The sequence below is a fragment of the Mesobacillus jeotgali genome, assembly GCF_014856545.2.
In the GTDB taxonomy this organism is placed as follows: domain Bacteria; phylum Bacillota; class Bacilli; order Bacillales; family Cytobacillaceae; genus Mesobacillus.
On record NZ_CP109811.1, the window covers coordinates 547,002 to 573,258 of the forward strand.

25 protein-coding genes and 1 other annotated feature are annotated in these 26,257 nt (G+C 41.8%); of the genes, 21 read left to right on the forward strand and 4 right to left on the reverse strand.

What is annotated here, in order from left to right:
• Nucleotides 1-174 precede the first annotated feature (174 nt).
• Nucleotides 175-993, reverse strand: a complete 819-nt coding sequence (locus tag FOF60_RS02795; RefSeq protein WP_192469864.1) for a hypothetical protein — start codon at nucleotides 991-993, stop codon at nucleotides 175-177.
• Nucleotides 994-1,367: 374 nt separating this feature from the next.
• Between FOF60_RS02795 and FOF60_RS02800 the strand changes: the two genes are divergently transcribed.
• Nucleotides 1,368-2,699: a CoA-disulfide reductase gene (locus FOF60_RS02800; RefSeq protein ID WP_192469863.1), complete on the forward strand. Its 1,332-nt coding sequence runs from the start codon at nucleotides 1,368-1,370 to the stop codon at nucleotides 2,697-2,699.
• 286 nt (nucleotides 2,700-2,985) lie between these two features.
• Nucleotides 2,986-3,756, forward strand: coding sequence for a FixH family protein (locus tag FOF60_RS02805; protein ID WP_192469862.1), 771 nt, complete (start codon nucleotides 2,986-2,988; stop codon nucleotides 3,754-3,756).
• 149 nt (nucleotides 3,757-3,905) lie between these two features.
• On the opposite strand, the gene FOF60_RS02810 is transcribed toward FOF60_RS02805, so the two are convergent.
• Nucleotides 3,906-4,289 (reverse strand): hypothetical protein, encoded by a 384-nt coding sequence (locus tag FOF60_RS02810; RefSeq protein WP_192469861.1) that lies wholly within the window; start codon nucleotides 4,287-4,289, stop codon nucleotides 3,906-3,908.
• A gap of 287 nt (nucleotides 4,290-4,576) precedes the next feature.
• Nucleotides 4,577-5,053, reverse strand: a complete 477-nt coding sequence (locus FOF60_RS02815; protein WP_192469860.1) for a GNAT family N-acetyltransferase — start codon at nucleotides 5,051-5,053, stop codon at nucleotides 4,577-4,579.
• Nucleotides 5,054-5,392: 339 nt separating this feature from the next.
• Here FOF60_RS02815 and FOF60_RS02820 point away from each other — a divergent pair, with 339 nt between their 5' ends.
• The 6 genes from FOF60_RS02820 (at nucleotide 5,393) to FOF60_RS02845 (ending at nucleotide 9,910) form a co-directional block, all read left to right on the forward strand.
• Nucleotides 5,393-5,923 carry a DUF5381 family protein gene (locus FOF60_RS02820; RefSeq protein WP_192469859.1) on the forward strand — a complete coding sequence of 177 codons (531 nt, stop codon included), beginning with the start codon at nucleotides 5,393-5,395 and terminating at the stop codon, nucleotides 5,921-5,923.
• 326 nt (nucleotides 5,924-6,249) lie between these two features.
• Nucleotides 6,250-7,413 carry an FAD-dependent monooxygenase gene (locus FOF60_RS02825; RefSeq protein ID WP_192469858.1) on the forward strand — a complete coding sequence of 388 codons (1,164 nt, stop codon included), beginning with the start codon at nucleotides 6,250-6,252 and terminating at the stop codon, nucleotides 7,411-7,413.
• Between the two features lie 395 nt (nucleotides 7,414-7,808).
• Entirely contained in the window at nucleotides 7,809-8,306 is a 498-nt protein-coding gene (locus FOF60_RS02830) for a DUF5381 family protein (RefSeq protein ID WP_192469857.1), read from the forward strand.
• 64 nt (nucleotides 8,307-8,370) lie between these two features.
• Nucleotides 8,371-9,030, forward strand: coding sequence for a hypothetical protein (locus tag FOF60_RS02835; RefSeq protein ID WP_192469856.1), 660 nt, complete (start codon nucleotides 8,371-8,373; stop codon nucleotides 9,028-9,030).
• A gap of 17 nt (nucleotides 9,031-9,047) precedes the next feature.
• Nucleotides 9,048-9,488: a GNAT family N-acetyltransferase gene (locus FOF60_RS02840; protein ID WP_192469855.1), complete on the forward strand. Its 441-nt coding sequence runs from the start codon at nucleotides 9,048-9,050 to the stop codon at nucleotides 9,486-9,488.
• Complete coding sequence (locus tag FOF60_RS02845) at nucleotides 9,482-9,910, forward strand: GNAT family N-acetyltransferase (protein WP_192469926.1); 429 nt, start codon at nucleotides 9,482-9,484, stop codon at nucleotides 9,908-9,910. Before FOF60_RS02840 ends, FOF60_RS02845 begins: the two co-directional genes overlap by 7 nt.
• Nucleotides 9,911-10,432: 522 nt before the next feature.
• Here the strand turns inward: FOF60_RS02845 and FOF60_RS02850 are convergent.
• Complete coding sequence (locus FOF60_RS02850; RefSeq protein ID WP_192469929.1) at nucleotides 10,433-10,609, reverse strand: hypothetical protein; 177 nt, start codon at nucleotides 10,607-10,609, stop codon at nucleotides 10,433-10,435.
• A 337-nt stretch (nucleotides 10,610-10,946) separates the two neighbouring features.
• On the opposite strand from FOF60_RS02850, the gene FOF60_RS02855 reads away from it, so the two are divergent.
• The 13 genes from FOF60_RS02855 (at nucleotide 10,947) to FOF60_RS02915 (ending at nucleotide 26,231) form a co-directional block, all read left to right on the forward strand.
• On the forward strand, nucleotides 10,947-11,594 hold the full coding sequence (locus FOF60_RS02855; protein ID WP_192469854.1) for a YczE/YyaS/YitT family protein: 648 nt from the start codon (nucleotides 10,947-10,949) through the stop codon (nucleotides 11,592-11,594).
• A 220-nt stretch (nucleotides 11,595-11,814) separates the two neighbouring features.
• Nucleotides 11,815-13,413 (forward strand): copper resistance CopC/CopD family protein, encoded by a 1,599-nt coding sequence (locus FOF60_RS02860; RefSeq protein ID WP_264647635.1) that lies wholly within the window; start codon nucleotides 11,815-11,817, stop codon nucleotides 13,411-13,413.
• 18 nt (nucleotides 13,414-13,431) lie between these two features.
• The gene (locus FOF60_RS02865) at nucleotides 13,432-14,082 is read left to right on the forward strand and encodes a YcnI family copper-binding membrane protein (protein ID WP_192469852.1); all 651 of its coding nucleotides are present in this window, start codon (nucleotides 13,432-13,434) and stop codon (nucleotides 14,080-14,082) included.
• 229 nt (nucleotides 14,083-14,311) lie between these two features.
• A complete protein-coding gene (locus FOF60_RS02870) occupies nucleotides 14,312-15,730 on the forward strand; it encodes a tetratricopeptide repeat protein (RefSeq protein WP_192469851.1) in 1,419 nt (472 codons plus the stop codon).
• Between the two features lie 155 nt (nucleotides 15,731-15,885).
• Nucleotides 15,886-16,443, forward strand: a complete 558-nt coding sequence (locus tag FOF60_RS02875; RefSeq protein ID WP_192469850.1) for a hypothetical protein — start codon at nucleotides 15,886-15,888, stop codon at nucleotides 16,441-16,443.
• A 163-nt stretch (nucleotides 16,444-16,606) separates the two neighbouring features.
• Nucleotides 16,607-16,860 (forward strand) — a binding site (T-box leader).
• Nucleotides 16,861-16,915: 55 nt separating this feature from the next.
• Nucleotides 16,916-17,809: a branched-chain-amino-acid transaminase gene (gene ilvE / locus FOF60_RS02880; RefSeq protein WP_192469925.1), complete on the forward strand. Its 894-nt coding sequence runs from the start codon at nucleotides 16,916-16,918 to the stop codon at nucleotides 17,807-17,809.
• Between the two features lie 24 nt (nucleotides 17,810-17,833).
• On the forward strand, nucleotides 17,834-19,501 hold the full coding sequence (gene ilvD / locus FOF60_RS02885; RefSeq protein WP_192469849.1) for a dihydroxy-acid dehydratase: 1,668 nt from the start codon (nucleotides 17,834-17,836) through the stop codon (nucleotides 19,499-19,501).
• Nucleotides 19,502-19,906: 405 nt separating this feature from the next.
• On the forward strand, nucleotides 19,907-21,625 hold the full coding sequence (gene ilvB / locus FOF60_RS02890) for an acetolactate synthase large subunit (RefSeq protein WP_225649787.1): 1,719 nt from the start codon (nucleotides 19,907-19,909) through the stop codon (nucleotides 21,623-21,625).
• Entirely contained in the window at nucleotides 21,622-21,918 is a 297-nt protein-coding gene (gene ilvN, locus FOF60_RS02895; protein WP_192469847.1) for an acetolactate synthase small subunit, read from the forward strand. The genes ilvB and ilvN overlap by 4 nt, the downstream gene beginning before the upstream one ends.
• A gap of 31 nt (nucleotides 21,919-21,949) precedes the next feature.
• Nucleotides 21,950-22,963, forward strand: coding sequence for a ketol-acid reductoisomerase (ilvC, locus tag FOF60_RS02900; RefSeq protein ID WP_192469846.1), 1,014 nt, complete (start codon nucleotides 21,950-21,952; stop codon nucleotides 22,961-22,963).
• Nucleotides 22,964-22,991: 28 nt separating this feature from the next.
• Complete coding sequence (gene ilvA / locus FOF60_RS02905) at nucleotides 22,992-23,969, forward strand: threonine ammonia-lyase (protein ID WP_225649786.1); 978 nt, start codon at nucleotides 22,992-22,994, stop codon at nucleotides 23,967-23,969.
• 548 nt (nucleotides 23,970-24,517) lie between these two features.
• On the forward strand, nucleotides 24,518-25,552 hold the full coding sequence (locus tag FOF60_RS02910; protein ID WP_192469845.1) for an ABC transporter permease: 1,035 nt from the start codon (nucleotides 24,518-24,520) through the stop codon (nucleotides 25,550-25,552).
• A gap of 1 nt (nucleotide 25,553) precedes the next feature.
• Nucleotides 25,554-26,231: an ABC transporter ATP-binding protein gene (locus FOF60_RS02915; RefSeq protein WP_192469844.1), complete on the forward strand. Its 678-nt coding sequence runs from the start codon at nucleotides 25,554-25,556 to the stop codon at nucleotides 26,229-26,231.
• Nucleotides 26,232-26,257 lie beyond the last annotated feature (26 nt).

Consider the following 26,257-nt stretch of genomic DNA (forward strand, 5'->3'; position numbering starts at 1 on the left):
CCATATTTTTTTCGAGGGAAAAGGGGGCGGTTTTCAGATGTCCCGTTAATTGTGAAAATATGTAACTATAAGACTGTGGATTCGTCCATCAGTCTTATAGCTACACCTCACCAATGAGATAAAAATAAATAGTGTTCGTATAATACAATTTTTCAGAACTTTTTGTAATGTGTGTTACCTTATCTTACTATTAATGTACTTAATATAGGCCATTAATCGTTCTATATAATAAGTAACTTCCTCAATCCCTAACCGTGAAATATTTTCGTTATTTCCATGTCTAACGTCTAGAAGATTGTTGTGAATGTGCCTCCAGATCCTCAAGGCATCACGAGTGATAATAGGGTCAGAGAGATTCATATTATTAATTGTTGCATCTGCTTGAGCGAAATCTTTTGTCCCTGTAACCGACTTAAGATATCCCTCTACAGCTGAAATGCAATCTCGAAGGGCACTTTTTCGGGACTTATCGTCATCAGCATTTGCAAACATCCTTATAGCCTGTTGTAGATTGGAAATGGTATCTTTATATTGGTTTGGGATTAAGGGGATTACTTCTTCGATTTTTTCATAAGGTTTTTCAACATCTTCGCGTATATTCCAGGTAACTTGTCCTCTCCACAACGAAGCTAGGTATCCAATTTCTTGCTTTTCTAAAAATGATTCAAAGCTTTCCTCGTCCCCAAATACACTAAGAATGATACCCAAACCATCCATTGAGTTAGGGAATTCAGCTAACCGCCTGAATGCCCTAATAATTTCATCATTCAAATGTTCATAAGGACCCGGATATGCAGGTTCAATACCAGCAAGTGCTGCTAACTGATGTTGCAACTGTAAGGCTGTACCTAGAATTTCATCATCATCTAACTTGCTTAATTGTGAATGAATGAAGCCCTTCAAATCGTTATGAAAATAGTAAGGTAGTCTATCGACTTTATATGTATCATGCTCGTATGCATTATAATATGGATGATCGTCAATAAATGCCATATATGTTTAACCTCCAGGAAAAATATACTATATTATATCACTATTAAATTATTCGCGAAATTTATATCTTAAGAATAGTTTATTAAATAACTTAATTTATCTTCTCAGTACAGCGCTGGACCTACCATCATGAATGCCTCACTAGCGTCATCATAATATTTTACAAAAATTCGCATTCTATTATGTTTTTGTTCTTTTAATGCTGCATCAACCTCTTAATAAATTCATCAACTTAAAAAAATAATAAAGGGTTTAGCTCAATTGCATTCTTATAGGCATCTCCTTACTACCTTCTTCTATCTCAAAGACCTATACATAATGCTAATGTTTAAAACTCAATCATAAATGGATACACAAGGAATGGAGGGATGAAGATGAAAATACTTATTATTGGTGGAGATGCGGCGGGTATGAGTGCTGCGATGCAAATGGTGCGGAATAGCTCTGGTCATGAGATCACTGTATTGGAAAAGGGTGGCGTGTATTCGTACGGTCAATGCGGCCTGCCTTATGTGATCAGTGGGAAGATTGAGTCCACAGACCGTTTAATCGCGCGTACTCAATCTACTTTTAAAGAGAAGTATGGCATTGATGCACGTGTATTTCATGAGGCCCAGAAGGTAGACGTGGAAAATAAAATGGTCAGTGGAATAAACCATAGTAATGGTGAGACGTTCAGCCTGCCATATGACCGCCTTTTGATTGCAACTGGTGTAAGCCCGGTCATTCCAAAGTGGGAGGGTGTGACACTTCCAGGTATTTTCTCATTAAAGACCATCCCTGATGCTAAGGAAATCATGAATTATCTCGAAAAAGATATAAATAATGTGACGGTAATTGGCGGCGGATACATTGGGCTTGAAATGGCCGAGAGTTTTGCGGAGCTTGGCAAGAAGGTCACGATCATTGAAAGAAATGAGCAATTAGCCAAAATATTTGATACAGACATGGCCGAACTGATTCATGAAGAAGCAGTAAAGCAAAACATTGTGTTGAAAATGGGTGAATCCGTGGAAGCATTCGGCGGAAGTGACCATGTGGAATCGGTGAAAACCGATAAAGGAGAGTATGAAACAGATTTGGTGCTAGTCGCTGTAGGTGTGAAACCCAATACATCCTTTTTAGAAGGAACAGGAATCAAAACCATTGGGAATGGTGCAATCCAGGTAAATGCCTATATGCAAACCAGTGTGGAGGATATCTACGCAGCAGGAGATTGTGCCACACAATATCACCGGGTAAAAGAAAAGGATGACCATGTCCCATTGGGCACACATGCCAACAAGCAAGGACAAATCGCCGGATTGAATATGGTTGATGTACATAAAACGTTTAAAGGAATTGTCGGCACTTCCATTATTAAATTTTTCGATCTAACCCTGGGGAGAACAGGGCTATCAGAAAAAGAGGCCGAAATGCTGAACATCCCCTATGGCTCTGTAACCATTACTGCATCTGACATTGCTGGATATTATCCGGATGATAAAAAAATGAAATTGAAGCTTGTCTATAATAAAGAAACACATAAGGTTCTTGGCGGGCAAATTATTGGAGAAAATGGTGTCGATAAACGAACCGATGTACTAGCGACGGCCATATTCCATTCGATGACGACCGAAGAGCTGCTTGATTTAGATCTGGCGTATGCTCCACCGTATAATGGGGTGTGGGATCCTATTCAGCAGGCGGCTAGGAGAGTGGAGTAGATTTAAGTGAGTGGGGAGCCTTGGCGATCACAATTAAATATCAGCCGATAAGCAATGGAGATTAAGTTCCATTGCTTTTTTAATGTCGAGAACGATCTTTATAAAGATATTAAATTTCAAACAAAAGTTCATTCTTTTCTCACAGTTGCAGAATATGATTAATGATATTTTTGAATCATTAATAAAGGAGTTTGAAGAAGTGGAAACAGTAAAAACAAACCCGATTAAGACAAATCCACGATTCCTTAAAACTACAACTAACAAATTGATTGAACGGAGTGTTTAAATGAAAAAATTTCTGATCCTAATTATTTCTCTATTTTTTATGATGACAGGATGCTCTAATTCAGAATCAGGAGTAAACAATGAGGAAGAACCGGAATTATTGGAAGTTGACCTCATTGCTCCAGGAGATATTCTTATAGGTGACGAAGTCGTTCTGGCAGCGGAAGTTACGCAAGGTGAAGAAAAAGTGGAAGATGCAGATGAAGTCAAATTTGAAGTGCGCAAAGTTGGAGACGAGGATTCGGAAATGATTGAGGCAACTCATCAAGGAAAAGGTATGTATGAAATTAAGAAAACCTTTAAAGAAGACGGGGAGTATATGGTAACGGCTCATGTTACGGCAAGGTCCATGCATAATATGCCAAGTGAAAAAATAACGGTTGGAAATCCTGCTGAAACTGGCAGGGAAACAGAACATCAACATAGTGACACTACAGACTCCCATGATAACGGGGAAACAACAGAAGGTGACCACCATCATAGTCATGTATCAATTGAACTGGATACTAACCAAGATCCTAAAGCGAATCAGAAAGTGAGTCTATCAGCTCAAATTAAAAACGAAAATCAGCCTTTAACAGACGCAGCAGTCCGATTTGAGATTTGGCATGGCGAGGATTCCAATCATGAATTTGTCGATGGAACTGAAATAGAAAATGGTGTCTATATTTATGAAAAAGTTTTCCCGAAATCAGGGACTTATCATATAAAGGTTCATGTTGAAAAGGGTGAGATTCACGATCATAAAGAGCAAGCAATTACAGTGAATTAGTTAACAGAAAACAACTATTAAAGAGATTAGCGGAGCAAGGGGACGTACCTTTTGCTTCTTTTTTGTAAGCAAAAGTACGTCCCGCTGCTTCTGTTTAAATAGACTAGGGAACTAAAGTCCCTAGTCTACTATCGCATCAGCGACGGTCATTAGTCTTCCTCAATTTCACCGCCTCTGTGTGCGACATTTCTGCCTTCGTTGATTTCACCGCCTTTCTGTGCCAAATTATCACCAGCTTTTGTGTTTTCCAGTTCAGCGCCTTTTTGTGCTAGATCATCACCAGCTTTAGTATTTTCTAGCTCGGCACCCCTTGATGCCTGGTCACGGCCAGCTGCTTCGCCACCTTGCTGTGCTGCAACATCCCCAGCTGCAGTACTTCCATCGTTGGCATTTGTCCAGGTGTTATAGATATTGATTTTTACATTGAAACCGTCTTTTTCGAATTCAACTTCCGTTTTGTCTTTTTTCTTCTCGTGTTTCTCATACTTATCATATTCCCCGGACTCTTTATAGTGCTTTTTCTTGTCTCCCATTTGAATCACCTCCTTTTGTTAGCATTATATGCTTGAGTTATTTTTCAGAATGGACAAGCACACCAAGTGTAAAGCACATTTTTTAATAGACTTCTAACCAGTAATAGAGAAATCTAGTGATAATGGATGAGAAAATGCTAGACGAATAAACCAGCCTGACAATTAACTATGGCTTTACTGATCAGAAAAATTTGCATAATCGGAGCAAAGGGACGTACCTTCTGCTTCTTTTCTTAAATTGTTTTTGGCGAAGAAAAGGCTTGGGAACATCCCAAGCCTTTTCTTCGTTATTTCAATATTATCTCCATTTTTCTACTCTTCGTTGTCATCCCAATTGATCTGTAAAATTCAATGGCAGATGTATTTTCCTCGGTTACTCCCAATTCAATACTATCAACCTCGATGCTTCTTCCAAAATCAAAAACGTATTTAATTAGCTTTTTGCCGATCCCTTTTTTTCTATGTGTTTCAGCAACGCATAAACTCTTTATATATAATACTTTTCTCGCTTTTACAAACGTATTTTCGGTTACTTCTTCTTCCTTTGTCACTACAACGCCAACTAGATCATTGCCTAAGGCAGCCACAAGAATGTGCTGCTTGTTATCAATCAATTGGCTTTCAAAAAATTTTTGTTCGACTGGAGTGGAATTTTCTTTGTACACATCTGGTCTTACAACAACGTGGTAATCATGAACCTGTCTAAACAAAGGCAACAATGACTCGTAATCGCTTTGCTTAGCGTTTCTAATTAATATATCCATACTTTTTTCTACCCCCGATAATTGTGCTCGTTAGTGAGGAACTGAATTTTTAAAATCCATTTTACCAGATAATGCTATAAATGATTGATTTTAATTAGCGAATACAATTAAATCTCAACAAAAATCAATGGAGAATATGTTCCATTGATTTTTCCATAGTCAGGAAGTTTAGTAGGGCATGGGAATTAACTATAAATTACCAATAAAATCATGTATCCTAATATTAACAATTACACGGAGGAGTATGGTTGCCAATATGGCTTATGTAGGTCGGTCTGCAGGGAAGTTTCTTTAGCCTGCTTGGTCATTCCCTCTGCTTCAGAAAAGGAAACAATGATTATGAACGATAAAAATAATGTTATGCAGGAAGAACATAATATAAAGGTTTCAGAAGGAAAGGTTGAGATTGTCTACACGAATCCAGGTGCAGGTTGCCTGGTGTCATCTGCGTTATTTGGTACTATGCTTTCCGCCTTTGTTCTGTTTGTTGTAGTGCCTGATTCAGGTTTCGTAAGAGGTTTTATAGGTATTATCATCGGAATGATTGGATTGATATTTACAGGCTCTTTCTTAATCAAGCTCATAAGTGTAATCCTTTCAGGTAAGACATTATTAACGATTGAGTCTGGATTGATGAAAGGCCGTAAAGGCAGTGTGCCAATTAATGAAATAAGAGAGATCAAATGGGGAGGGTCCAGCTTAAAGTATCTTGTGGTCCAAACCTCAAACAATAGCAAAATCAAATTTCCTACTTATAACCTGGTTGGTGAAGAAAAGGTGAACCAGGTTATAAAGGAATATGTGATTCCTCATGCGACACCTGACTTAAAGTTGAATTGGGAAAAGCGCATGGGAGATAAAGAATCCTGAATGGGGAGCGAGGGGACGTTATACACCTTTTGGTGAGTGACTTTTGGAAGCGAAAGGTCTGTCCCTCTGCTTCCACTTTCTTTCATCTCGCGAGATTAATAGTATTTTAGGACGTACAGTTTTATGGGGGAAACCAGAATATTACTATGCAATGAAGACGGATTGGAAATTTGGAGGCATATAATAAAACATCATCTCAACTGTAGAGTAATTCTTTAAGAAGAATTTCAATTACGATATATCAATGGTGGAAGATTTCCGGAAGGCCGTCTTACTATTATAGCGATTAAATGGCTGGATCACATGTATTGGAAAGCAGTGAGACGATGAAAGCAATCATTATTGGTGCTGGTATCGGGGGGCTGAGCACAGCCATTGCCCTGCGCAAAATCGGGGTGGATGTGATGGTGTTTGAAAGCAAGCCGGAGGTGCGTTTCGCAGGTGCCGGGCTCGGAATTGGAGCGAATGCTGTTCAGGCATTGCAGCAGCTTGGTGTAGGTGATTCAGTGCTTCGGGAAGGGAAGGTGTTGGATGAGCTTCGCATCCTTACGCCTGCAGGAAAAATCCTGCAGCGGACGGACACAGCCGTCATTAGCCAAAAGTATGGACCTGCCAATGTTACGATTGAGAGAGGGAAGCTCCTGGAGTTGCTCATGAGCGCCATAGGTCCGGAGCAAATTGTCCACACAGGAAAGACTTGTCATCGTTTTGAACAAAATGACTCCGGGGTGAAAGTATGGTTTGAAGATGGATCAACGGAGGAAGGGGATTTGCTGATTGGCGCCGACGGTGTATACTCCACCATTCGCGAAACTCTGCTGCCGAACGCAAAACCACGATATGCAGGATACACTTGCTGGAGGGCAGTTGTGAAGGCCGGACCGGATTTGCGTGATTATGATCCGAATGTATTTATAGAAACTTGGGGACGCAGCGGCCGCTTTGGAGTGGTTCCCTTGCCGGAAAACCGGATCTATTGGTACGCATGCGTGAATGCTAAAGCCCGCGATTCCCAATTAAAAGCCTTTACTACCCGGTACTTGATGAAGATTTTTGAAGGCTATCATAATCCGATTCCTCAAATACTAGAGCAAACCTCCAATCACCAATTGCTCCACCATGATATTTATGATCTGCCGCCAATCCGCCGCTTCGCATTCGAACGCATTGTTTTACTCGGAGACGCGGCTCATGCCATGACACCCAACATGGGGCAAGGGGCCGGGCAATCTATTGAAGACGCAGTCATACTGGCTAGCCATTTGAAACGAAATTCCAATATTAAAGAGGCGTTGGTAGGATATGAACAAGAGCGAACCGTCCGGACCAGGCAAATTACGAATATGTCGAACCGGATTGGAATGGTGGCCCAGTTGAATGAGCGCGTTACTGTCACTCTTCGTGATGCACTATTCCCGCTTATTCCAAATAGGGTTCTGGAAAAGCAGTTTCAGTTTCTATATAAAGTGGAGCTTGGTGGATTATTGTAAAGGATTTGATTTTCGAGACTTAGTAACATGTCATAAGAAGGTGATTCAATGTCTAAGAAAATACTAGGTTATCTATCAGGCATCCTGGGTGTCGTTACTATTATAGGGATTAATATGGGCGTATTATGCAAAGGACGAAAAAGGTGTCGTTCATCTCGAAGGAAATGAATTGTATGCCAGCATTTTCTTGATGCTTGCCAGTTTGACTTTGATCTTTGGTTCTATTTCCTTAAGGGCCAGTATTGAAAAGGGCGACAAAATCAGTAAGAAGGCTGTGTTATCGGGTTTAGCTGTAGCGGGAATTATTTTTTTGTGGAGATTGTCGGTCACTATGTAAGCAAGATAAGGGTAGTGTCATTGAAAAAAAGTATTAACATGATAATAAAAGGTGATTTATGAAGAGTGTTACATATAGAACGTCGACTATACTGAACCGGATTATATTGACTGGAGGCTTTGTCCTCGTAGGCATTCTTTTAATCTTGGCGGGACTGAACGAGGGTGAAGCCATTTCCAATAGGATATATTTTATTCTTGCAGGGATTGTTGGGATTCCTTACTTTGGCAGGTATTTCATTTTGTACATGATCCTTCTTTTAAGGGATAAGACGATCGTAAGCTACGATGATTACATAATTAAAGTTAAGAACAGGCAATTCAGCCTTCATGAAGTGCAGAAGGTATCAATGACAAGCAGCTTCCCTGTAGGATTTCTGTGGATTCATACACCAGCTTATATGATCCTTACTTTCACAGGAGAAAAAGTCTATATTCCAACCTACTATGCAATGAATAAAAAAGATGAGGGAGAAGTATACGATATTCTAAAACATGTCATCAGCAACAAGAAAAAGGCAGAAAAGGCGTCTGCCCTCGTGTCTCGCAAAAAGTGAAAAAAAAAGCGTTGGCATAGGAATGTTTGCCTCTGTTAAAAATTTTGACAGAAAGGAGCTTGCGATGAAGACGGTGAAAACCAAGTCAGGACATACAACTCAAGAAGAGATGCAAAAAAAATTCCGATTTGTAACTGTTGCATTTTGCATAATCAGTCTTTTTATTTCTTTAATAAATATACAGTCAATTACAATCCTGCCAAGCTGGTTGAATATAAGTCTTATCATTCTATTAATCTGTTCGATTGCGCTCTTTGGCTATGGATTATTTTTTTCGAGAAAGTATATATCCTGGGTTAAGGGAGGACTTCATTTCTTCTTTTTCCTCCTTGTCATAAGCTTTCAACTACTCCTGACATCAAACGGCATGTATACAATCGGGGTCAGGGAAGGCCAAATCGTCGAGGAAGTAAACTTCTCTCAGTTGACTCTCCTTCTCTATCTGGCAAGTGCTGTCATTCTATTAGTATTATCTCTATTCATCTCTTCCCCAAAATTGAGGAGAATGGATGGTTACAAGGCATATGTGACGGGAACCATTTTAGCCGTGGTTATGATTGCGATCATATTTATTGCTCTTAATGTTATAAGAGGTACATTCTTCACCCATCCAGATAAGGTTAAAGAGTCTTATGAGTTTTTTATAGGCTCTGTCCTGGCACTTTTTCCAGCTACAGCATTAGGTGTTAGTATAATCCGTGTGAAAAAGCACGGCATTGAATAATTAGGGAGAGGTGCAAAATGAAATTCCGCATTACGGAAGAAGTAAACGAAAGTAAAAAAAGCCATGTTAATCAGAAACTTTATGAATATAATTTAAGCCATTTTCCTGAAGATTTAAGAGGAAGATACCGAGAAGTGAATTTCTTTTTACTAGATGAAGATGAGAATGTTCGTGGCGGCATTTTGGGAGAGATATGTTGGAATTGGCTGGAAATACATACGCTTATGGTTGATGAAGACCTCCGTGGCTTAGGATATGGTACTAAATTGTTAGTAGAAATGGAACAAATCGCCATAGAGAGTGATTGTGATTTTATAAAGGTGGATACTCTGAGCTTTCAGGCGCTGGATTTTTATCAAAGTAATGGTTATACCGTTTACGGTACATTGGACAATGTGGGAAGAGATTTCAAGCATTTCTATTTAAAGAAGGATCTCATAAGAGGAGAATCATTGTGAATATAGTAGAGGCACAGATAACGGATTTAGACGCGATTGTACAAGTAGACCGTCAAGTTATAGGGAATACTAGCAGAAAAGTTTTCATTGAGAAAGCCATTAAGCAAGGACGTTGTATTCTAGTGAATGAAGATGGGGATGTTGCGGGATTTTTGATCTATGATACTCATTTTTTTGAATGTACTTTTATATCCTTGATTATTGTATCTCCCGCAAAGAGACGAAAGGGGTATGCAAGTCAAATGATGAATTATCTGGTTCGTACTTCTCTTACTGAAAAAATTTTCTCGTCTACGAACCGTTCTAACGAGAGCATGCAGAAAGTATTTAAAGCGAATGGATTTATTCAGAGTGGTATCGTCGAAAACCTGGATGAAGGCGACCCGGAGATCATCTACTTTAAATCAAAAAGTCTATCATAGGAGCATGGGGCGTACCAGAAATTGTCTTAGGGTAAATTTGTGAAACCTTGAGACGACAGAACCGTCCCTCTGTCTCTCTGTCTCGTTTATGCATTCTTCAATAGAAGCAATTTACGTCAAGTATGCAAAATAGATGTATCCAACGATTAAAACCAATATTATTACGGTGATGCTTCTCCTTCTGCTTTGCCGCCAATTTAATATGCTTAGATAAATCAAGCTGACGAGGATCAAGATCACACTTAAACCCATGATTACTTTATTTAGGAAAATAACTGAAATTACAAGTAAAACTTGCCCAAATACAAAAATCCGGTTTCAAATACCAACTCTTTTTTAAACGTTTTCTTATCCTTTTGATCTAGCTTCTTATATTTTTTTGATATAAATAAGATCACTAAAATCAAGTATACTAGCGTTACTGCGATTTTGATCAAGAACATGTTTTTCCCCTTAATTTACAAGTTTTCTTTGGATAAGGCTATTCTGCAGGAAGTGAGTTTTTTCTCAGATGATGATTAATCATAATGAGGGACGATTCTCTCTCTTTTCTGCAAATAACAAAAATAGTGTTGCTAAAGGGCCTAATAAAAGAGAAAGCAAAAACCAGTTTAATCCGGTCCGATTCTTTCCTTGTGCAAGCCCAGCATTTATTAATGCCAAGGTACCCCAGCCAACAAAATATTGATTATCCATCATCTTTCGCCTCCGGTTTATTAAAGCTTATAAACATTCAAGTGAACTAAGCAGCTGTTTGAATTTTCTACTCTCTATATAACAATTATACTATCTTTCAACTAATAATTGGGAATGGGATAAGGAAATATTAGGAAGTGTTTTAGAGGAAATCCACTGTACTACTCTATCACTTTTTAAAAGGCAGGTAAGTAGCATCATACGCGGCAGACCCCGCCCCTCCGGCCATTTTGAGGATATGCGCCACTTATGCTTTAATTCAGTTTTCCCTTGGCCCTTAGAAATTTCATGTTGATTTAAACTAAGTCATTAACCAAGTTCAACGAAATGAAGTGATAAAATGAACCTTAAAATACAAATTCCCTTTTTTGTAGTTGGTCTTATCCTTTTTAGTTACGGTATAGCTGTGGCAATCAAGGTTAAGTACTTAGGGGTCCACCCCTGGGATGTATTGAATATTGCATTTTATGATAAGTTTGGTTTAACCATTGGAACATGGAACGTGATCTTCGGTATCATGTTAGTTCTTGTAACACTTTTGATTGATCGTACTTATGTTAATATTGGTACCTTTATTAATGCGCTGATGGTTGGCCCAATGGTTGACTTTTTTCTCTGGCTGGATGTTTTGCCCCAGGCTTCCATGCTCGTGTTTGATGTTTTGGTGTTGCTGCTTGGTATTGTAATCATGGGTATTGGTGGAGGGATGTATAATGCTGCTCGAATCGGATCGGGGCCAAGAGATGGATTCATGCTTGCGATTTCAGCTAAGGTCGGCTATTCAATCAGCAAAGTGCGAATAATTGTTGAGAGTATTGTGCTGGTGGTTGCCCTATTACTGGGCGGGCCGGTTTTTATTTTCACCTTTATTTATACCTTTATCCAGAGTCCTATTTTCCAGGCTGCGTACAAGGTCTGTACAAGATGGATTGAAAAGTTATCTAGCTTAATAAACAAAAAAATGATTTCTATGTCGCCTGAACGATGAAAATAAAAGGAAAATAAAAGTTGAGGAAGCATAGGGGTGTTGAACCCTATGCTTTTTTGCCTTGGGAAATAGGGGGGATTAATCTGTTGAAATATGAAAATCATGGAACGGCATACCGACCCTCCTATCCCGGTCTCCACATTTCTACCATAAACCCTATATTGATAGTATATAGTATTTAATGATACACTCGAGGGTATGTGGGTTTTAAAAAAGGTAGGTGATATTTATACTTAGCAAGCGTACTGCCATTAGTCATTCTTTTATTCTATTTGCTCTTATTTTTATATTTTTAGTTCCGCAAGAAGCCTGTGCCCATGCGACGCTGAAGATGGCTGATCCTGCGCCTGATAGTGAATGGGAAGAATCCCCGAAAGAGGTTGTTCTGACATTTGATGAAAGACTTGAAGACGAACTCTATTCGATTAAGGTTTTTAATGAAAATGGGGAAAGAATCGTCAATGCGAAGCCGGAGATGAGCAAGGATCAAACCTCCATAAAGCAGCCTTTGCCTGATTTGCCTGACGGGAATTATGTTATATCCTATAATGTCATTTCGGCTGACGGCCACCCGATCAGGAGCTCCTATGTCATTTCTGTAGGAGAAGAAACGGTCTTCCAAAGGGATATTAACCAGCAGGTTCAAGAAACACAAAAGAGCTCAGCTGGTGTAAATGCGATCAAGTCAGCGGTGAGGATGCTGTTTTATATGGCATTGATCCTGATAACTGGCTGGATTGTGTGGGGTACCGTCTATTCTTTAAAAGAAGAGATGAAGCCAACCTTCAGACGGAGGACATTTCAATTACAAACTGCGCTGTTCCTCACAACGGTGGGAGTGGGAGTACTCCAACTCTTGGAATTACTTGATCGCAGGACTCTGACTGAAGTGGTATCTATTTTAACAGGAACAACAGTAGGTATATCTTTGGTCGCTTCTGTGCTGCTGTCTCTATTAGGCTTTTTCGTCTTACTTCGTTATAAGTGGATTGATTTAGTGTGGGTATTTTTGATTCTGTCGGTCAAGACTTTTAACGGACATGCTGCAGCGTTTGAATCGGAAATCCGCTCCATGTCACTTGAACTGGCTTTCATCCATTTACTTTCAGCCGCTGTTTGGGCAGGCGGCCTGATGTACATCCTAACTTACTGGAAAAAGCAGAAGGAACATATTAGACAATTCCTTCCCTTCTTTTCGCAAGCGGCCTTAATCAGCATGGTCATGCTGTTATTAACGGGGTCAACTTACACGGTAATCTTTGTGCCAGAACTCGATTATCTGCTTCAAACACTATGGGGAAAGCTGCTCATAACGAAAGTGGCCTTGGTCACAATTGTCTTCGGAATTGGTGCCATTTTACGGTATAAGTTGAAAAAGAAAAAAGAAGACTCTATCAGCAGATTGGTGAAATTCGACTTCAGTTTGATGCTGATCATTTTGGGGATCGTCGGTGTGATGACCTATATGAATCCACTTCCGGAAAATGAGCCTTTGGAATGGGAAAATGAAGATCAGCACATCGAATTCACAACATCGATCTCACCGAAGACCCCAGGCTACAATCATTTTAAAGTGACAGCAAACACGCTTGAAGAAGACGTAGAGATTAAACGGGTTGAGCTATTCTTGATTTATAGAGACAACCTTGAAATCGAGCCGATCCCAGTTCCTTTTTCCGAAATACAACAGTCAGATCATGTTCAATTCAAGGTTAATGGTTCGTATCTGCCAATTGAAGGAAACTGGACTGTGGAGCTTAGAATACTAGATTCTGAGGACAATGAGAAGGTATATCATAAGGAATTCATTGTTTATTAAAAATGAGGAGATTTTCACATGAAGAAACTTTTAACCTTAACCATATCAATGATTGGCGCGATCACCCTTTTTGCCGGATCGGCAAGTGCGCACGTTACGGTTCAGCCACAGGAAACTTCACAAGGAAGTTATGAAGTATTCACTGTACGAGTTCCTTCAGAAAGTCAAGATGCTCTGACAACGAAAGTGGAAGTGAAATTCCCTGAAGAAGTGAATGTCACCCGCTTTGAAGCGAAGCCAGGCTGGACATACGAAGTTCAAAAAGATGACACTGGAAAAATTACAAGTGCTACGTGGACAACGGAAGGAAAAGGGTTAACAGAGAGCGAATTCGTTCAATTTAACATCCAGGGAAAAGTTGGCGACGAAGCGACAGAAATCGTTTGGAAAGCCTACCAAACCTACAGTGATGGTAGTGTAGTTGAATGGGTTGGTGCACCTGATGCAGACAAGCCAGCTTCTTATACTGTTGTGAATCCTGCAGATGGATCTGGCCATGGGCATGGGGGAACCTCTGCTGATTCTTCTAATGACCACAGCGCCGCTGGAGACCTGACAAATGATACGGAAGCAAAAACAACAACCAGCAATGTACCGCTGTTCCTTTCGATCGCTGCATTAATCGCAGGATTGTTGGCATTGGTTTTCTCATTGAGAAAAAGAGCTTAATTGAAAATCATTCAGGCACTTGAATTAGATTCTTTTGCCATTTAGGGAGCATGGGGACGTACCCTGTGCTCCTCTTTTTTATCAGAAAAAGCGGGAAGATCCTTGGTTTTAAAATGAGGGCATCAGTACCAGCCTATGTCTCAAGGAGTGTCGTCGCTTTTTTTATAAGGGTAACGTATAATGAAACTATAGAAATAAATATACGATTCATTAGGAGGCTCAATGTTTCATGAATAGTGAACTAACAATGCCGACAAAAATATCGTTCAAATCTAATAGAGTTATGGTTAATGGAGAAGTGGTGCGGACAGCAATCTTCGCGAGATTCATGGTCGCCGAGGTCCAAACTAAATTAACCGAAAAATACTATCTGATTTTCTACAAAAATGCCCTTATCTATGGTGATCAGATCGAAAAGGTACAAAAAGGTTCATTTATTGATAAAGTGCTGAATGAAGGGATCGCCTTAAATCAAAAGCACCCCCTTTTGCCTGTACTCATTCCCGCCACAGCATTAACCATACCAGCTAAAAACAAGCTCTTCAATCATCTCCAGCGTCATTATTCTCTCCTTGAAATACCATGTATTGCCGCAGCACTTGACTCGTTTTTCCCACCAGAACAGCTCACCAAATTCATCGAAAATATCTTCTTCGACTACAGAAGAAACGGCAGTTTTTCCAAAGCTTATCAATCGATCCGTCTATTGTCCGACTTATCTCCATCCCTGGAAAAACTCAGTGATCTCCTCCATTCCCGGGAATACAGCTCATATTCCAATTTCTACACTACTTCATCTTTACCAGCAATCCAAAAGAAGGACCCCTTATTTGCTGAGTTCCAATGCTTTATGAAACGAAAAACCAATGAACATTTTCATATGCTCGAAAAGATATTAAAAAAAGAAGAACGGTATGCCGAGTGGCTGCTGGTTTGGATGGATGACAAAGGGAATCTTACTTCCGAGTCCGTTAAGAGCCAAACAGAGCTTGCCTTGAAGTACATCCCGCTCGAGAACTGGATTAAGGTATTATCCTATGCTGAAATAAATCCATATAAATGGGTACCGGAGGCTCGAACTTTTATTGAAGGATTGATTAAAGACGGACAATATGAGAAAGCGGCACTTTATTTATTCCCCTTCATAGAGGATTTGCCTGAAGAGTTTCATCTGCTCCTTAATGAAATTTGGAAGCAGGTTGATGCTGGATTTGTAACTTCTCACTTGGATGAGTTTCTCCTGCTCCATCAGAAAGTTGCTCAGGAACATGACCCGAGGCAATCTGAACAAAGAATTCTGCAGCTGACAGCGAAGCTGATGGAGGGGCATGACTTGAAAGTAGTCTGTGAAAAGTTGAAGCCTATTCAGAAAAACTTTCCGCATTCGATCACCATCCGAAAAATCAATGAAATGGCCGCTCTTACGGAGAATCCTGACAGAATGATGGAGTTGGGGCAATTTTACGCAGATTTCAACCAATATGATCAAGCAATCGAATGTTTCTACTGGGAAATGGAACTCAACCCGGCTGACCCAGGCCCGGTCAGGCAGCTGAGTAAAATGTATCAGCAAAAAGGGATGATCAATGAGGCTTCAGCCTATCAGCAAATTTATACACAATTAAGGAGCGACCAGGAGACGGGCTGAAGCTGGGAAAATTGGGTGGGTTATGCTGTCTCATCATTTGAAAATAATGTGATTAATGTGGATCAAATTGAGACATGGAGAGGTTCTCTTTGATTAGGACTGTACCTTCCTCCACTGTGTTAAGATGGAAGTGAGGCATGTTTAGGAGGGGTATTTTGAAAAAAGCAGGGTATTTGGTTCTATTCGTTGCGGTTATGGCGATTGGCTATGGTATCTATTATTTTAATCAATATCCAATCGATGATAACCAAGCAGCTATTCAATCCGGTTTGCAGGAATGGAGTAATCGGGCGTCAGGAAGTATAAAGCCAGATGTGATTAAGACTGTTCGGTTAGATGATACGAGCTCGTACATCGTGCTGTTCCAGACTGATCGAGGTGAGATAGGCTATGCTCATCTGATCAAGGGGTTAAATGGAAAATATAAAATTGACCATTCTGGTTTTGGAACCAATATCATATCCTATCAAAAAATTAAAACAAACAAAGGAATGTATGGGATCATAATTGGGAAAAATCCAAAGATGAAAATTGATCATATCAAAGCGGAATTGTATTCAGGAGAGTATAGTTTCGAATCTAACGTAAAAGGCGAAGAGAGATTTATAAGCTATGAAAAATTCCCCAAAAATACAAAGCAACCATTTCCAGCTGAACTGACTTTTTACGATGAGAAAGGTTCCGTTATTGAACTATCAGAGTTCCAAGATTAACCCTGTAGGGACAATGGTTTTATAGTATTTGAGGCTTTTAAAACGCTTGTCTTGATCAACGGGCACTTTTTCCGAAAATAATCATCCGCTAAAAAAAATCTTAAAAATAGTTTGACAAAACAATTTTCACCTGATAATTTTATAATTAATAAATTTTGGAAACTAAAAATCGATGACGAGAAGAGTAAGATGAGTGCCCTGTTCCACAGAGAGTCGGTAAATGGTGAAAGCCGATGTTCAGAACTGATCCGAAAATCATCTCCGAGATGCAATGCTGAACTTTTTCAGTAAGTGTTGCCGGGCTGTCCGCCGTTACAAGGAACGCGTATGATTGTACGTTGATTGAGTGCCGTAATGTGGATTTTTTTATCCATGAACGGAACTAGGGTGGTATCGCGAGCTAAACTCGTCCCTATTTTAGGGGCGAGTTTTTTTATTTTTCAAAAAAACATATGGAAATGAGGAATGGATGATGAAGGAGCAATTGATCTTTTTGAATGGCCAGTTTGTCAGTAAGAAAGACGCTGTTGTATCGGTGTATGATCATGGTTTTTTATACGGAGATGGTGTCTTCGAGGGGATTCGGGTGTATGAAGGCAATGTGTTCAGGCTTCAGGAGCATGTTGATCGCCTATATGACTCGGCGAAGTCCATTATGTTGTCCATTCCTTACAGCAAACAGGAGTTAAGCGATCTTGTGGTTGAGACTTTGAGAGTGAATGACTTGCTGAATGCTTATATTCGAGTGGTTGTCTCCAGGGGAGTGGGTAATCTTGGTCTGGATCCATCATCCTGTGCGCGGCCGCAGGTCATCGTCATTGCGGAGGAGCTTGCACTATTCCCGAAAGAGTTATATGAGTCGGGGATCGAGATTGTCACGGTTGCCACGAGACGGAATCGCTCGGATGTGCTTTCGCCGAAAGTGAAATCACTGAACTATTTGAATAATATCCTTGTCCGGATCGAGGCTGGTTTATCCGGTGTGAATGAAGCGCTGATGCTGAATGACCAGGGCTATGTGGCGGAAGGCTCTGCGGATAATGTTTTTATCGTAAAAAATGGCGAGATCCTGACGCCTCCCGGGTATGTGGGAGCACTGGAGGGGATCACGAGAAATGCCATCATGGAAATCGCCCACAATCTTGGATTCTCGATGAGGGAGGAAGTTTTCACAAGGCATGATGTCTATGTGGCTGATGAAGTCTTTTTAACCGGAACAGCTGCAGAGGTCATTGCGGTTGTGAAGGTGGATGGCCGGGCGATCGGTGATGGCAAACCAGGTGCTGTCACAAATCAACTTTTAAAAGAGTTCAGGAAAACCGTCGTGGAAGACGGAGTAAAAGTCTATGAACAGCAAAGTGTATAGAGATAAATCAAGGGGGGATTTTGTATGCGCAGTGACATGATCAAAAAGGGAGTCGACCGGGCTCCGCACAGAAGCTTGCTTTATGCAACCGGCGTGAAATTAGAGGATCTGGAAAAGCCCTTCATTGGCGTTTGCAATTCGTATATCGATATTATTCCGGGACATGTCCACCTGAGGCAGTTTGCGGATGTTGTCAAGGACGCGATCAGAGAGGCGGGCGGGATTCCGTTTGAGTTCAATACGATCGGCGTTGATGATGGCATCGCGATGGGGCATATCGGCATGAGATATTCATTGCCGAGCCGGGAGCTGATCGCAGATTCAGCTGAAACCGTGATTAATGCGCATTGGTTCGATGGAGTTTTCTACATTCCGAACTGCGACAAGATCACTCCTGGGATGCTGATGGCGGCAGTGAGGACAAATGTTCCGTCAGTATTTGTTTCGGGCGGCCCGATGGAAGCAGGTGTTTCCAGCACGGGGCAGCCGTTATCGCTGGTGTCCGTCTTTGAAGGCGTCGGTGCCTATCAATCTGGAAGAATGTCAGAAGAAGAATTGCTGGATATTGAAAAGAATGCCTGCCCAACCTGTGGCTCTTGCTCTGGAATGTTCACTGCCAATTCTATGAATTCCCTTATGGAAATGCTCGGGGTAGCGCTGCCTGGTAACGGCACGCTGGTTGCGACCTCGGAAGAACGCCATAAATTAATCTATGAGGCAGCTCGTCATTTGGTTGAAATGGTCAAAAAGGATATTAAGCCAAGAGACATTATCACCAAAGAAACGATTGATGATGCTTTTGCCCTGGATATGGCGATGGGCGGATCGACGAATACGGTCCTTCATACGCTGGCGATCGCTAACGAAGCAGAAATTGACTATGACTTGAGCCGGATCAATGAAGTGGCGAAGCGAATTCCTTATTTGTCTAAAATAAGCCCCGCTTCCCACTATTCGATGCAGGATGTCCATAATGCCGGCGGTGTCAGCGCGATTATCAAGCAGCTTTGTGAAATGGAAGGAGCTGTACACCCGGACCGGATCACCATCACTGGTAAATCTCTTTACGAGAATGTAAAGGATGCGAAGGTTTTAAATAATGACGTCATCCGCAGCAAGGAAACGGCCTATAGCCCTGTCGGCGGTCTATCGATTCTGTTTGGAAATATTGCACCGGATGGAGGGGTCATCAAGGTAGGAGCGGTGGACCCTTCCATCAAATCTTTTAAAGGGGAAGCAATTGTCTATGAATCTCAGGATGAAGCTTTGGCTGGAATTGAAAGTGGCGATGTACGTGAGGGGCATGTGGTTGTCATCCGCTATGAAGGGCCAAAAGGCGGTCCGGGAATGCCGGAAATGCTTGCACCAACAGCCGCGATTGCCGGAAGAGGTCTTGAAAAGAAGGTCGCCCTGATTACGGATGGCAGATTCTCCGGTGCCTCAAGGGGAATTTCCATCGGCCATATTTCGCCAGAAGCGGCTGAAGGAGGGCCGATCGCGTTTGTGGAAAATGGAGATTCTATTTTCATTGATTTAGAGGAAAGAACGATTAGTTTGGAGGTTCCCGAAGCAGAATTAAACGACCGAAAAGCACAATGGAAACAGCCGGAGCCGAAAATCAAGAAAGGCTATCTGGCTCGATATTCGAAGCTCGTCACCTCCGCAAGCACGGGTGGCATCCTGAAAATTTAATAGATACCTCGATGACGAGGTTAAGGGAATTTGAAAACATAATAGATAACTCGATGACGAGGTTTAGGGATTGGATTCCGTATTCACAGAGAGCTGGTCGCGCTGGAAGCCAGCAATACGCCAATTCCTTCATCCCCTCTGAGTGCTGTCCTGAAATAGCAGTAGGGACAGCCGGATATACGCGGACGTATACTCGTTAACAAAACAAGACAGTTCAGGTCTTTTTTAAAAAGGTGACCTGACCTGCCTTAAGAGAGGCTGCGTTTCGCAATAGATGCAGCAAACGAGGGTGGTACCGTGGAATGCTATAAGCCTTTCACCCCTGCACAGATTGATTTTTGTGTGGGGGGGAGGGTTTTTTATTTTGCTCTGATTAATCAATAGGAAGAAAAGGAGGAAATGGAGATGGCAGCAAAAGAGCCAATGGTAACGGTCGAAACAGAAGAATTGAACATGAATGGGGCGGATCTCTTCATTCAGGCCCTGAAGAGTGAGGGTGTCGAGCTATTGTTCGGCTATCCTGGCGGGGCGGTTTTGGGTATTTACGATGCTCTGCACAGGTCACCGATCAAGCACGTTCTCGCGCGTCATGAACAAGGAGCGATCCACGCGGCGGAAGGCTATGCGCGTGTTTCGGGAAAGACGGGGGTTGTGATTGCTACCTCGGGGCCTGGCGCAACTAATGTGGTGACAGGAATTGCCGATGCGATGATGGACTCATTGCCGCTTGTCGTTTTTACAGGGCAGGTTGCTTCACAGGTGATCGGGACGGATGCCTTTCAAGAAGCCGATATCGTCGGGATGACTGCACCAATCACAAAGCAGAATTACCAGGTGAGAAGGATTGAGGATCTGCCGAGAATCGTGAAAGAAGCCTTCCATCTGGCGACAACCGGACGACCGGGCCCTGTCTTGGTCGATATTCCGAAGGATCTTGCAGCACTAAAAACTTCTTTTTTGCCAGAGGTTGAGGTCAACCTTCCGGGATATCGGCCAACCGTAGAGCCTGATCCCTTGCAGGTAGACAGCCTGCTAGAGGCACTTAGACATTCCAAAAAACCTGTGATCCTGGCTGGGGCTGGAGTTTTGCATGCGAGGGCTTCGGAAGAATTGTTGGCTTTTGCAGAACAGTATCAATTGCCTGTTGTGCACACTTTGCTAGGTCTTGGAGGTTTTCCTGCAGAGCATCACCTGTTCTTGGGGATGGCCGGTATGCACGGCTGTTATACCGCGAACATGGCACTTTATGAGTGCGATCTATTGATCAATATCGGTGCCCGTTTCGATGATCGATTAACAGGCAATTTGAATTCCTTTGCCCCGAATGCCAGGGTTGCTCATGCCGACATTGATCCGGCGGAAATCGGCAAGAATGTCGAGACACATTTTCCGATTGTTGGAGATGCGAAAGCAGTTTTACAGAAGCTTTTAAGCCGCGAAGTTGAAGGGCCGGTTTCGCAGCTTTGGCTGAAGCACTTGGAGGAAAATAAAGTTGAGTATCCGTACTGGTTTACGGAACATGAGGAGTTCCTTTCTCCGCAGCATGTGATTGAATTAGTGCACAAGCATACGAATGGAGAAGCAATTGTCACGACAGATGTCGGCCAGCACCAGATGTGGGCTGCCCAATTTTACTCGTTTTCTCGGCCAGATCGCTGGGTCACATCGGGCGGACTGGGAACAATGGGATTTGGTTTCCCGGCGGCCATTGGTGCGCAGCTGGCAGAACCAGATGCGACGGTCGTTTCCCTCGTCGGGGACGGCGGCTTCCAAATGACGCTGCAGGAATTGATTTTATTAAAAGAATGGAATCTGCCAGTAAAAGTGCTGATCATCAATAATGGCTCGCTTGGCATGGTCCGCCAGTGGCAGGAAACCTTTTATGAAAAACGGTTTTCGCACTCGATCTTTTCGCTGCAGCCGGATTTCATAAAGCTTGCAGAATCCTATGGCCTAAAAGCTTATAAAGTGAGCAGTACAGACGAAGCAGAGAAAGTTTTCAGTAAAGTTTTAACAGGCCGCGAGCCAGTCCTGATTGACTGCAGAGTGAATCCTGAGGAAAAGGTCTACCCAATGGTCGCACCGGGGAAAGGGCTGCACGAAATGATTGGGGTGAAACCATGAAAAAGCGGATGGTCACAGCATTAGTTCATAATCAAAACGGGATTTTATCCCGGCTTATGGGCTTGTTCCACAAGCATCAATACAGAATTGAGAGCCTTGCAGTAGCCGTTGCATACCCGGAGCTGAAAGATGTTTCGAAAATGTCTGTCATCCTGGAGGTCGAGGATGACCATAAGTTTTTGCAGCTGGTGAAGCAGGTGAATAAACAGGTGGATGTCCTGTTTGTCACGGATGTAACGGACGCACAGGTCATCGAGAGGGAACTCAACATGGTGAAGAAGCTGCTGGTTTGAGCACACTTTTAAAAAAAGGGAGAGATGTGAAATGGTAAAGGTTTATTATCAAGCTGATGTGAATGAGGAAGTTTTAAAAGGGAAGACAGTTGCTGTCATTGGATATGGCTCACAAGGGCATGCACATGCACAAAATTTAAAGGATAGCGGGCATCAAGTTGTCGTCGGATTGCGTCAGGGGAAATCCTGGGCGCAGGCTGAGGAGGATGGGTTCCGGGTATTGTCGGTCAGGGAAGCGTGCGAAATGGCAGATGTAATCATGGTGTTATTGCCTGATGAGAAGCAGCCAGCTGTCTATGAAAAGGAAATCAAACCTGCATTAGCTGCAGGTAAGGCACTTGCTTTTGCTCATGGATTCAATGTTCATTTTCATCAGGTTGTTCCACCCGAAGATGTGGATGTATTTTTAGTGGCACCGAAAGGACCGGGGCACTTAGTCCGGAGAACGTATGAAGAAGGAGCGGGGGTCCCGGCACTGATTGGGGTGCACCAGGATGTGACGGGCCAGGCGAAGGAGCTGGCGTTGGCCTATGCAAAAGGGGTAGGAGCTGCGAGGGCAGGCGTGCTGGAAACGAATTTTCAAGAAGAAACGGAAACCGATCTTTTCGGTGAACAGGCTGTTTTATGCGGTGGCTTGACATCTCTTGTGAAGGCCGGGTTTGAGACGCTGGTGGAAGCAGGATATCAAAAAGAAGTTGCCTATTTTGAGTGTATGCATGAGCTGAAATTGATCGTCGATCTCATGTATGAACAAGGACTGGAAGGAATGAGGCATTCGATTTCGGACACAGCTCAGTGGGGGGATTTTGTATCAGGTCCGCGAGTCATTAATGGAGAAACAAAGGCGCGTATGAAGGAAGTGTTGGAGGATATTCAATCAGGCAGGTTTGCGAAAGGCTGGATCTTGGAAAATCAAAGGGACCGGACCGAGTTCAACGCGATTAACGACCGGGAAAAGCAGCATCCGATTGAGGAGGTTGGCAAAGAGCTGAGAAAAATGATGCCTTTCGTCCAGCAAAAGCCAAAGAGGGAATTAGTGAAATAATCAATTTTGAGGTGAGCATATTGGGAATTTGTTAAAGAACGTTCAGATACAGGAAGCGATGGAAAAGCTGAAGGACAAAGTGCATCAGACTCCTTTAAAGCAAAGTACGACATTAAACTACTTAACGAATGCTGACGTTTATTTAAAACTGGAGAATCTGCAGAAAACGGGTTCGTTCAAGCTAAGGGGCGCGATGAATAAAATTCTATCGTTATCAGACCAGGAAGTGAAAAATGGTATTCTTGCTGCTTCGGCCGGCAATCATGCCCAGGGGGTAGCACTGGCCGCATCGTTAAGGGGCGTCATGTCGAAAATTTATATGCCGAAGCATACACCTTTTTCCAAGGCTTCTGCCACAGAGGGATATGGTGCGGAAATCGCTTTGGTCGGCGAAACCTATGATGAATCCTATCAAAAAGCGGTTGAAGAAATGAACCAGAATGGAAGCACTTTTGTCCATGCGTTTGATGATGAAAAGGTGATTGCAGGACAGGGAACGGTTGGGTTGGAACTTTTGCAGCAAAATGCTCAATTGGACGTTATCTTTGTGCCTATTGGCGGGGGCGGGCTGATCTCGGGAGTGGCGCTCGCCATCAAAGCCACCAAGCCTTCCATTAAAGTTGTTGGCGTTCAGGCTGCCGGGGCACCTGCCACCTATCATAGATTTACCGGGCAAAAAATGCAGTCACCACAAGATATCCACACAATAGCAGACGGGATCATGGTGAAGGAACCTGGGGCCATAACCTACCCAATCATCGAAAAGTATGTCGATGACATCGTTACCGTAACCGATGAAGAAATCGCCCATGCCATCATGTTCATGCTTGAAAGGGAAAAGATGCTGGTCGAAGGAGCAGGAGCCGCAGCATTGGCCGCAATTTTATACAAAAAGTTCCCGGTTGACCGTAAGAAAATAGGATGTATCATCAGCGGCGGAAATGTAGACCCCGTTAAAATCCAAACCTATAAGGAAATGGCAAAAACAAGGAAGAAAATTGGATAACGAATACTTTTAAACTAACAGCTTTCCTTGCACATAATGAGGAAAGCTGCTTTTATTTCATTCTCCAATAGACTGAATGAATTGCATTCCTAGGTACATAATCAATTATCGTATTTGATAAAACTGTGGTCATTCAGTCATGCAGGGAAATATGATGAGGTTTTATAAGGAAAAAAGCTTATGGTACTTTCTATCGGACACTTTTCTCATGTTCCAACTTGCGTTTTTCCGATAGAGCCATCCTATCGGACACTTTTCTCATGTTCCAGCTTGCGTTTGTCCGATAGAGCCATCCTATCGGACACTTTTCTCATGTTCAAGCTTCTGTTTGTCCGATAGAGCCATCCTATCGGACACTTTTCTCATGTTCCAGCTCCCGTTTTTCCGATAGAGCCATCCTATCGGACACTTTTCTTGCGTTCAAGCTTCTGTTTGTCCGATATGACTTAATCTCCAATCCAGAATGAAAAATGTAACATCCTGTTCATCTTCTATTCATATAAGAGGTTTATTCTAAGGAAGTCAAAGAGAGAATGGAGGATGTCATTATGAACCTTGCCTGGAAAGAAATTAAAAAAAATAAAGTAAGATTTTTGATATTAGGTTCCATCATTTTTCTGGTTAGTTTATTAACCTTTATAATTTCTGGTTTAGCAAATGGACTATCACAAGATAATGCTTCATTAATCAAAGATTTACCAAACGGGCATTTTTACATGAATGCAGATGCAGATGAAACCTTTAATTTGTCAAAAATTGATAGCAGTATCCAGGAAAAGTTATTAAAGAATCAGAAAGATGCTGCAGCACTTTCGATTCAAATGGGCTTTTTGAATGATGAGCACGGGAAACAACAAAGCGTGGCTTTAGTAACCTCAACACAATCAAACTTATTTAAGGATGTTAAAGCCGGAGAAGTTTTGTTGGACCGTTCAATGGAGGATAAAGGGATCAAAGTTGGGGATACCTTAACGAACGATCAATTCAGCGGGCAGTTTATTGTAAAAGGCTTTGTTGAACAGACGAAATTCAGCCATGCACCTGTTGCTTTCATTAACATAGAGAACTACAAGGAAATTTATCGAGTAGAGGAAATGCAATTAGTATTCGCCCCTGGAAATGGTGATGCAGTAGAAGTGAATGGCTTACAGTCATTTTCTAAGGAACAATTTCTCAATACGATTCCAAGCTATAACGCCGAACAATTGTCTCTTAATATGATTGTCTGGTTCTTAGTAGTGATTAGTGGGATGCTGTTCGCGATTTTCTTTTATATGATGAACGTACAAAAGATTGGCCTGTACGGTATTTTAAAAGCAATCGGTCTAAAAACAAGTGAGTTATTCAGAATGATGTGGGTACAAATGATTTTCATTACCGTAACTTCACTTGCTTTGTCTATTGCATTCAGCCAAATCTTTAATATGATTGCACCAGAAGAAATGCCTTTTAGTTTACCAATAGAGACAACAGCGCAATTGTCTATCGTTTTCTTGATCATTGGATTTGTCGGATCTACACTTTCTGGTATTCAGATTCGAAAGGTAGAGCCACTACATGCGATACAACAAGGAGAGCTGTAAAATGGCATTATTTAAAATTGAAGAAGTTAAAAAGACGTTTACTAATGGGGAAGTAAAAGAAGAAATACTAAAAGGGATCAATCTTTCTCTTAAAGAAGGGGAAATCATCGCCTTGGTGGGTGCGTCCGGTTCCGGTAAAAGTACGCTACTTACAATAGCAGCGGGCCTCCAGCCGGCATCAGGAGGACAGGTGGTTTTTGATGGCGAAAGTTTGACGGCCATGAGTACAGAGCAGATTAGAAAGATACGGGCAAGCAAATTCGGTTTTGTCTTTCAATTTGCACACCTTGTTCCGTTCCTGACCGTTGAAGAACAACTATCGCTAATGTTAGATGTTTCAGAATCGAGGTTAGACAAACGTGAACAAAAAAGAGAAATTAAAAAAATTCTGGAATTAGTGGGAATGGAACATAGGAAAAATGCTTACCCATCTTCATTATCAGGCGGTGAGAAACAAAGAGTGGCAATCGCTCGTGCAATCATTCATAAGCCTAAAGTTCTTTTTGCAGACGAACCTACTGCAAGCTTAGATTCAAAAAGATCTAAAGAAATCATGACATTAATCAGAGATCTAACCAAGAAATTGAATGTTACTACTTTAATGGTCACTCATGATGAAGAAATGCTTTCTTATGCTGACCACATCATTAAAATGAGTGATGGTCAAATTGCAGAATAACCCTCTAAAAAATGTTCAAAAAACAG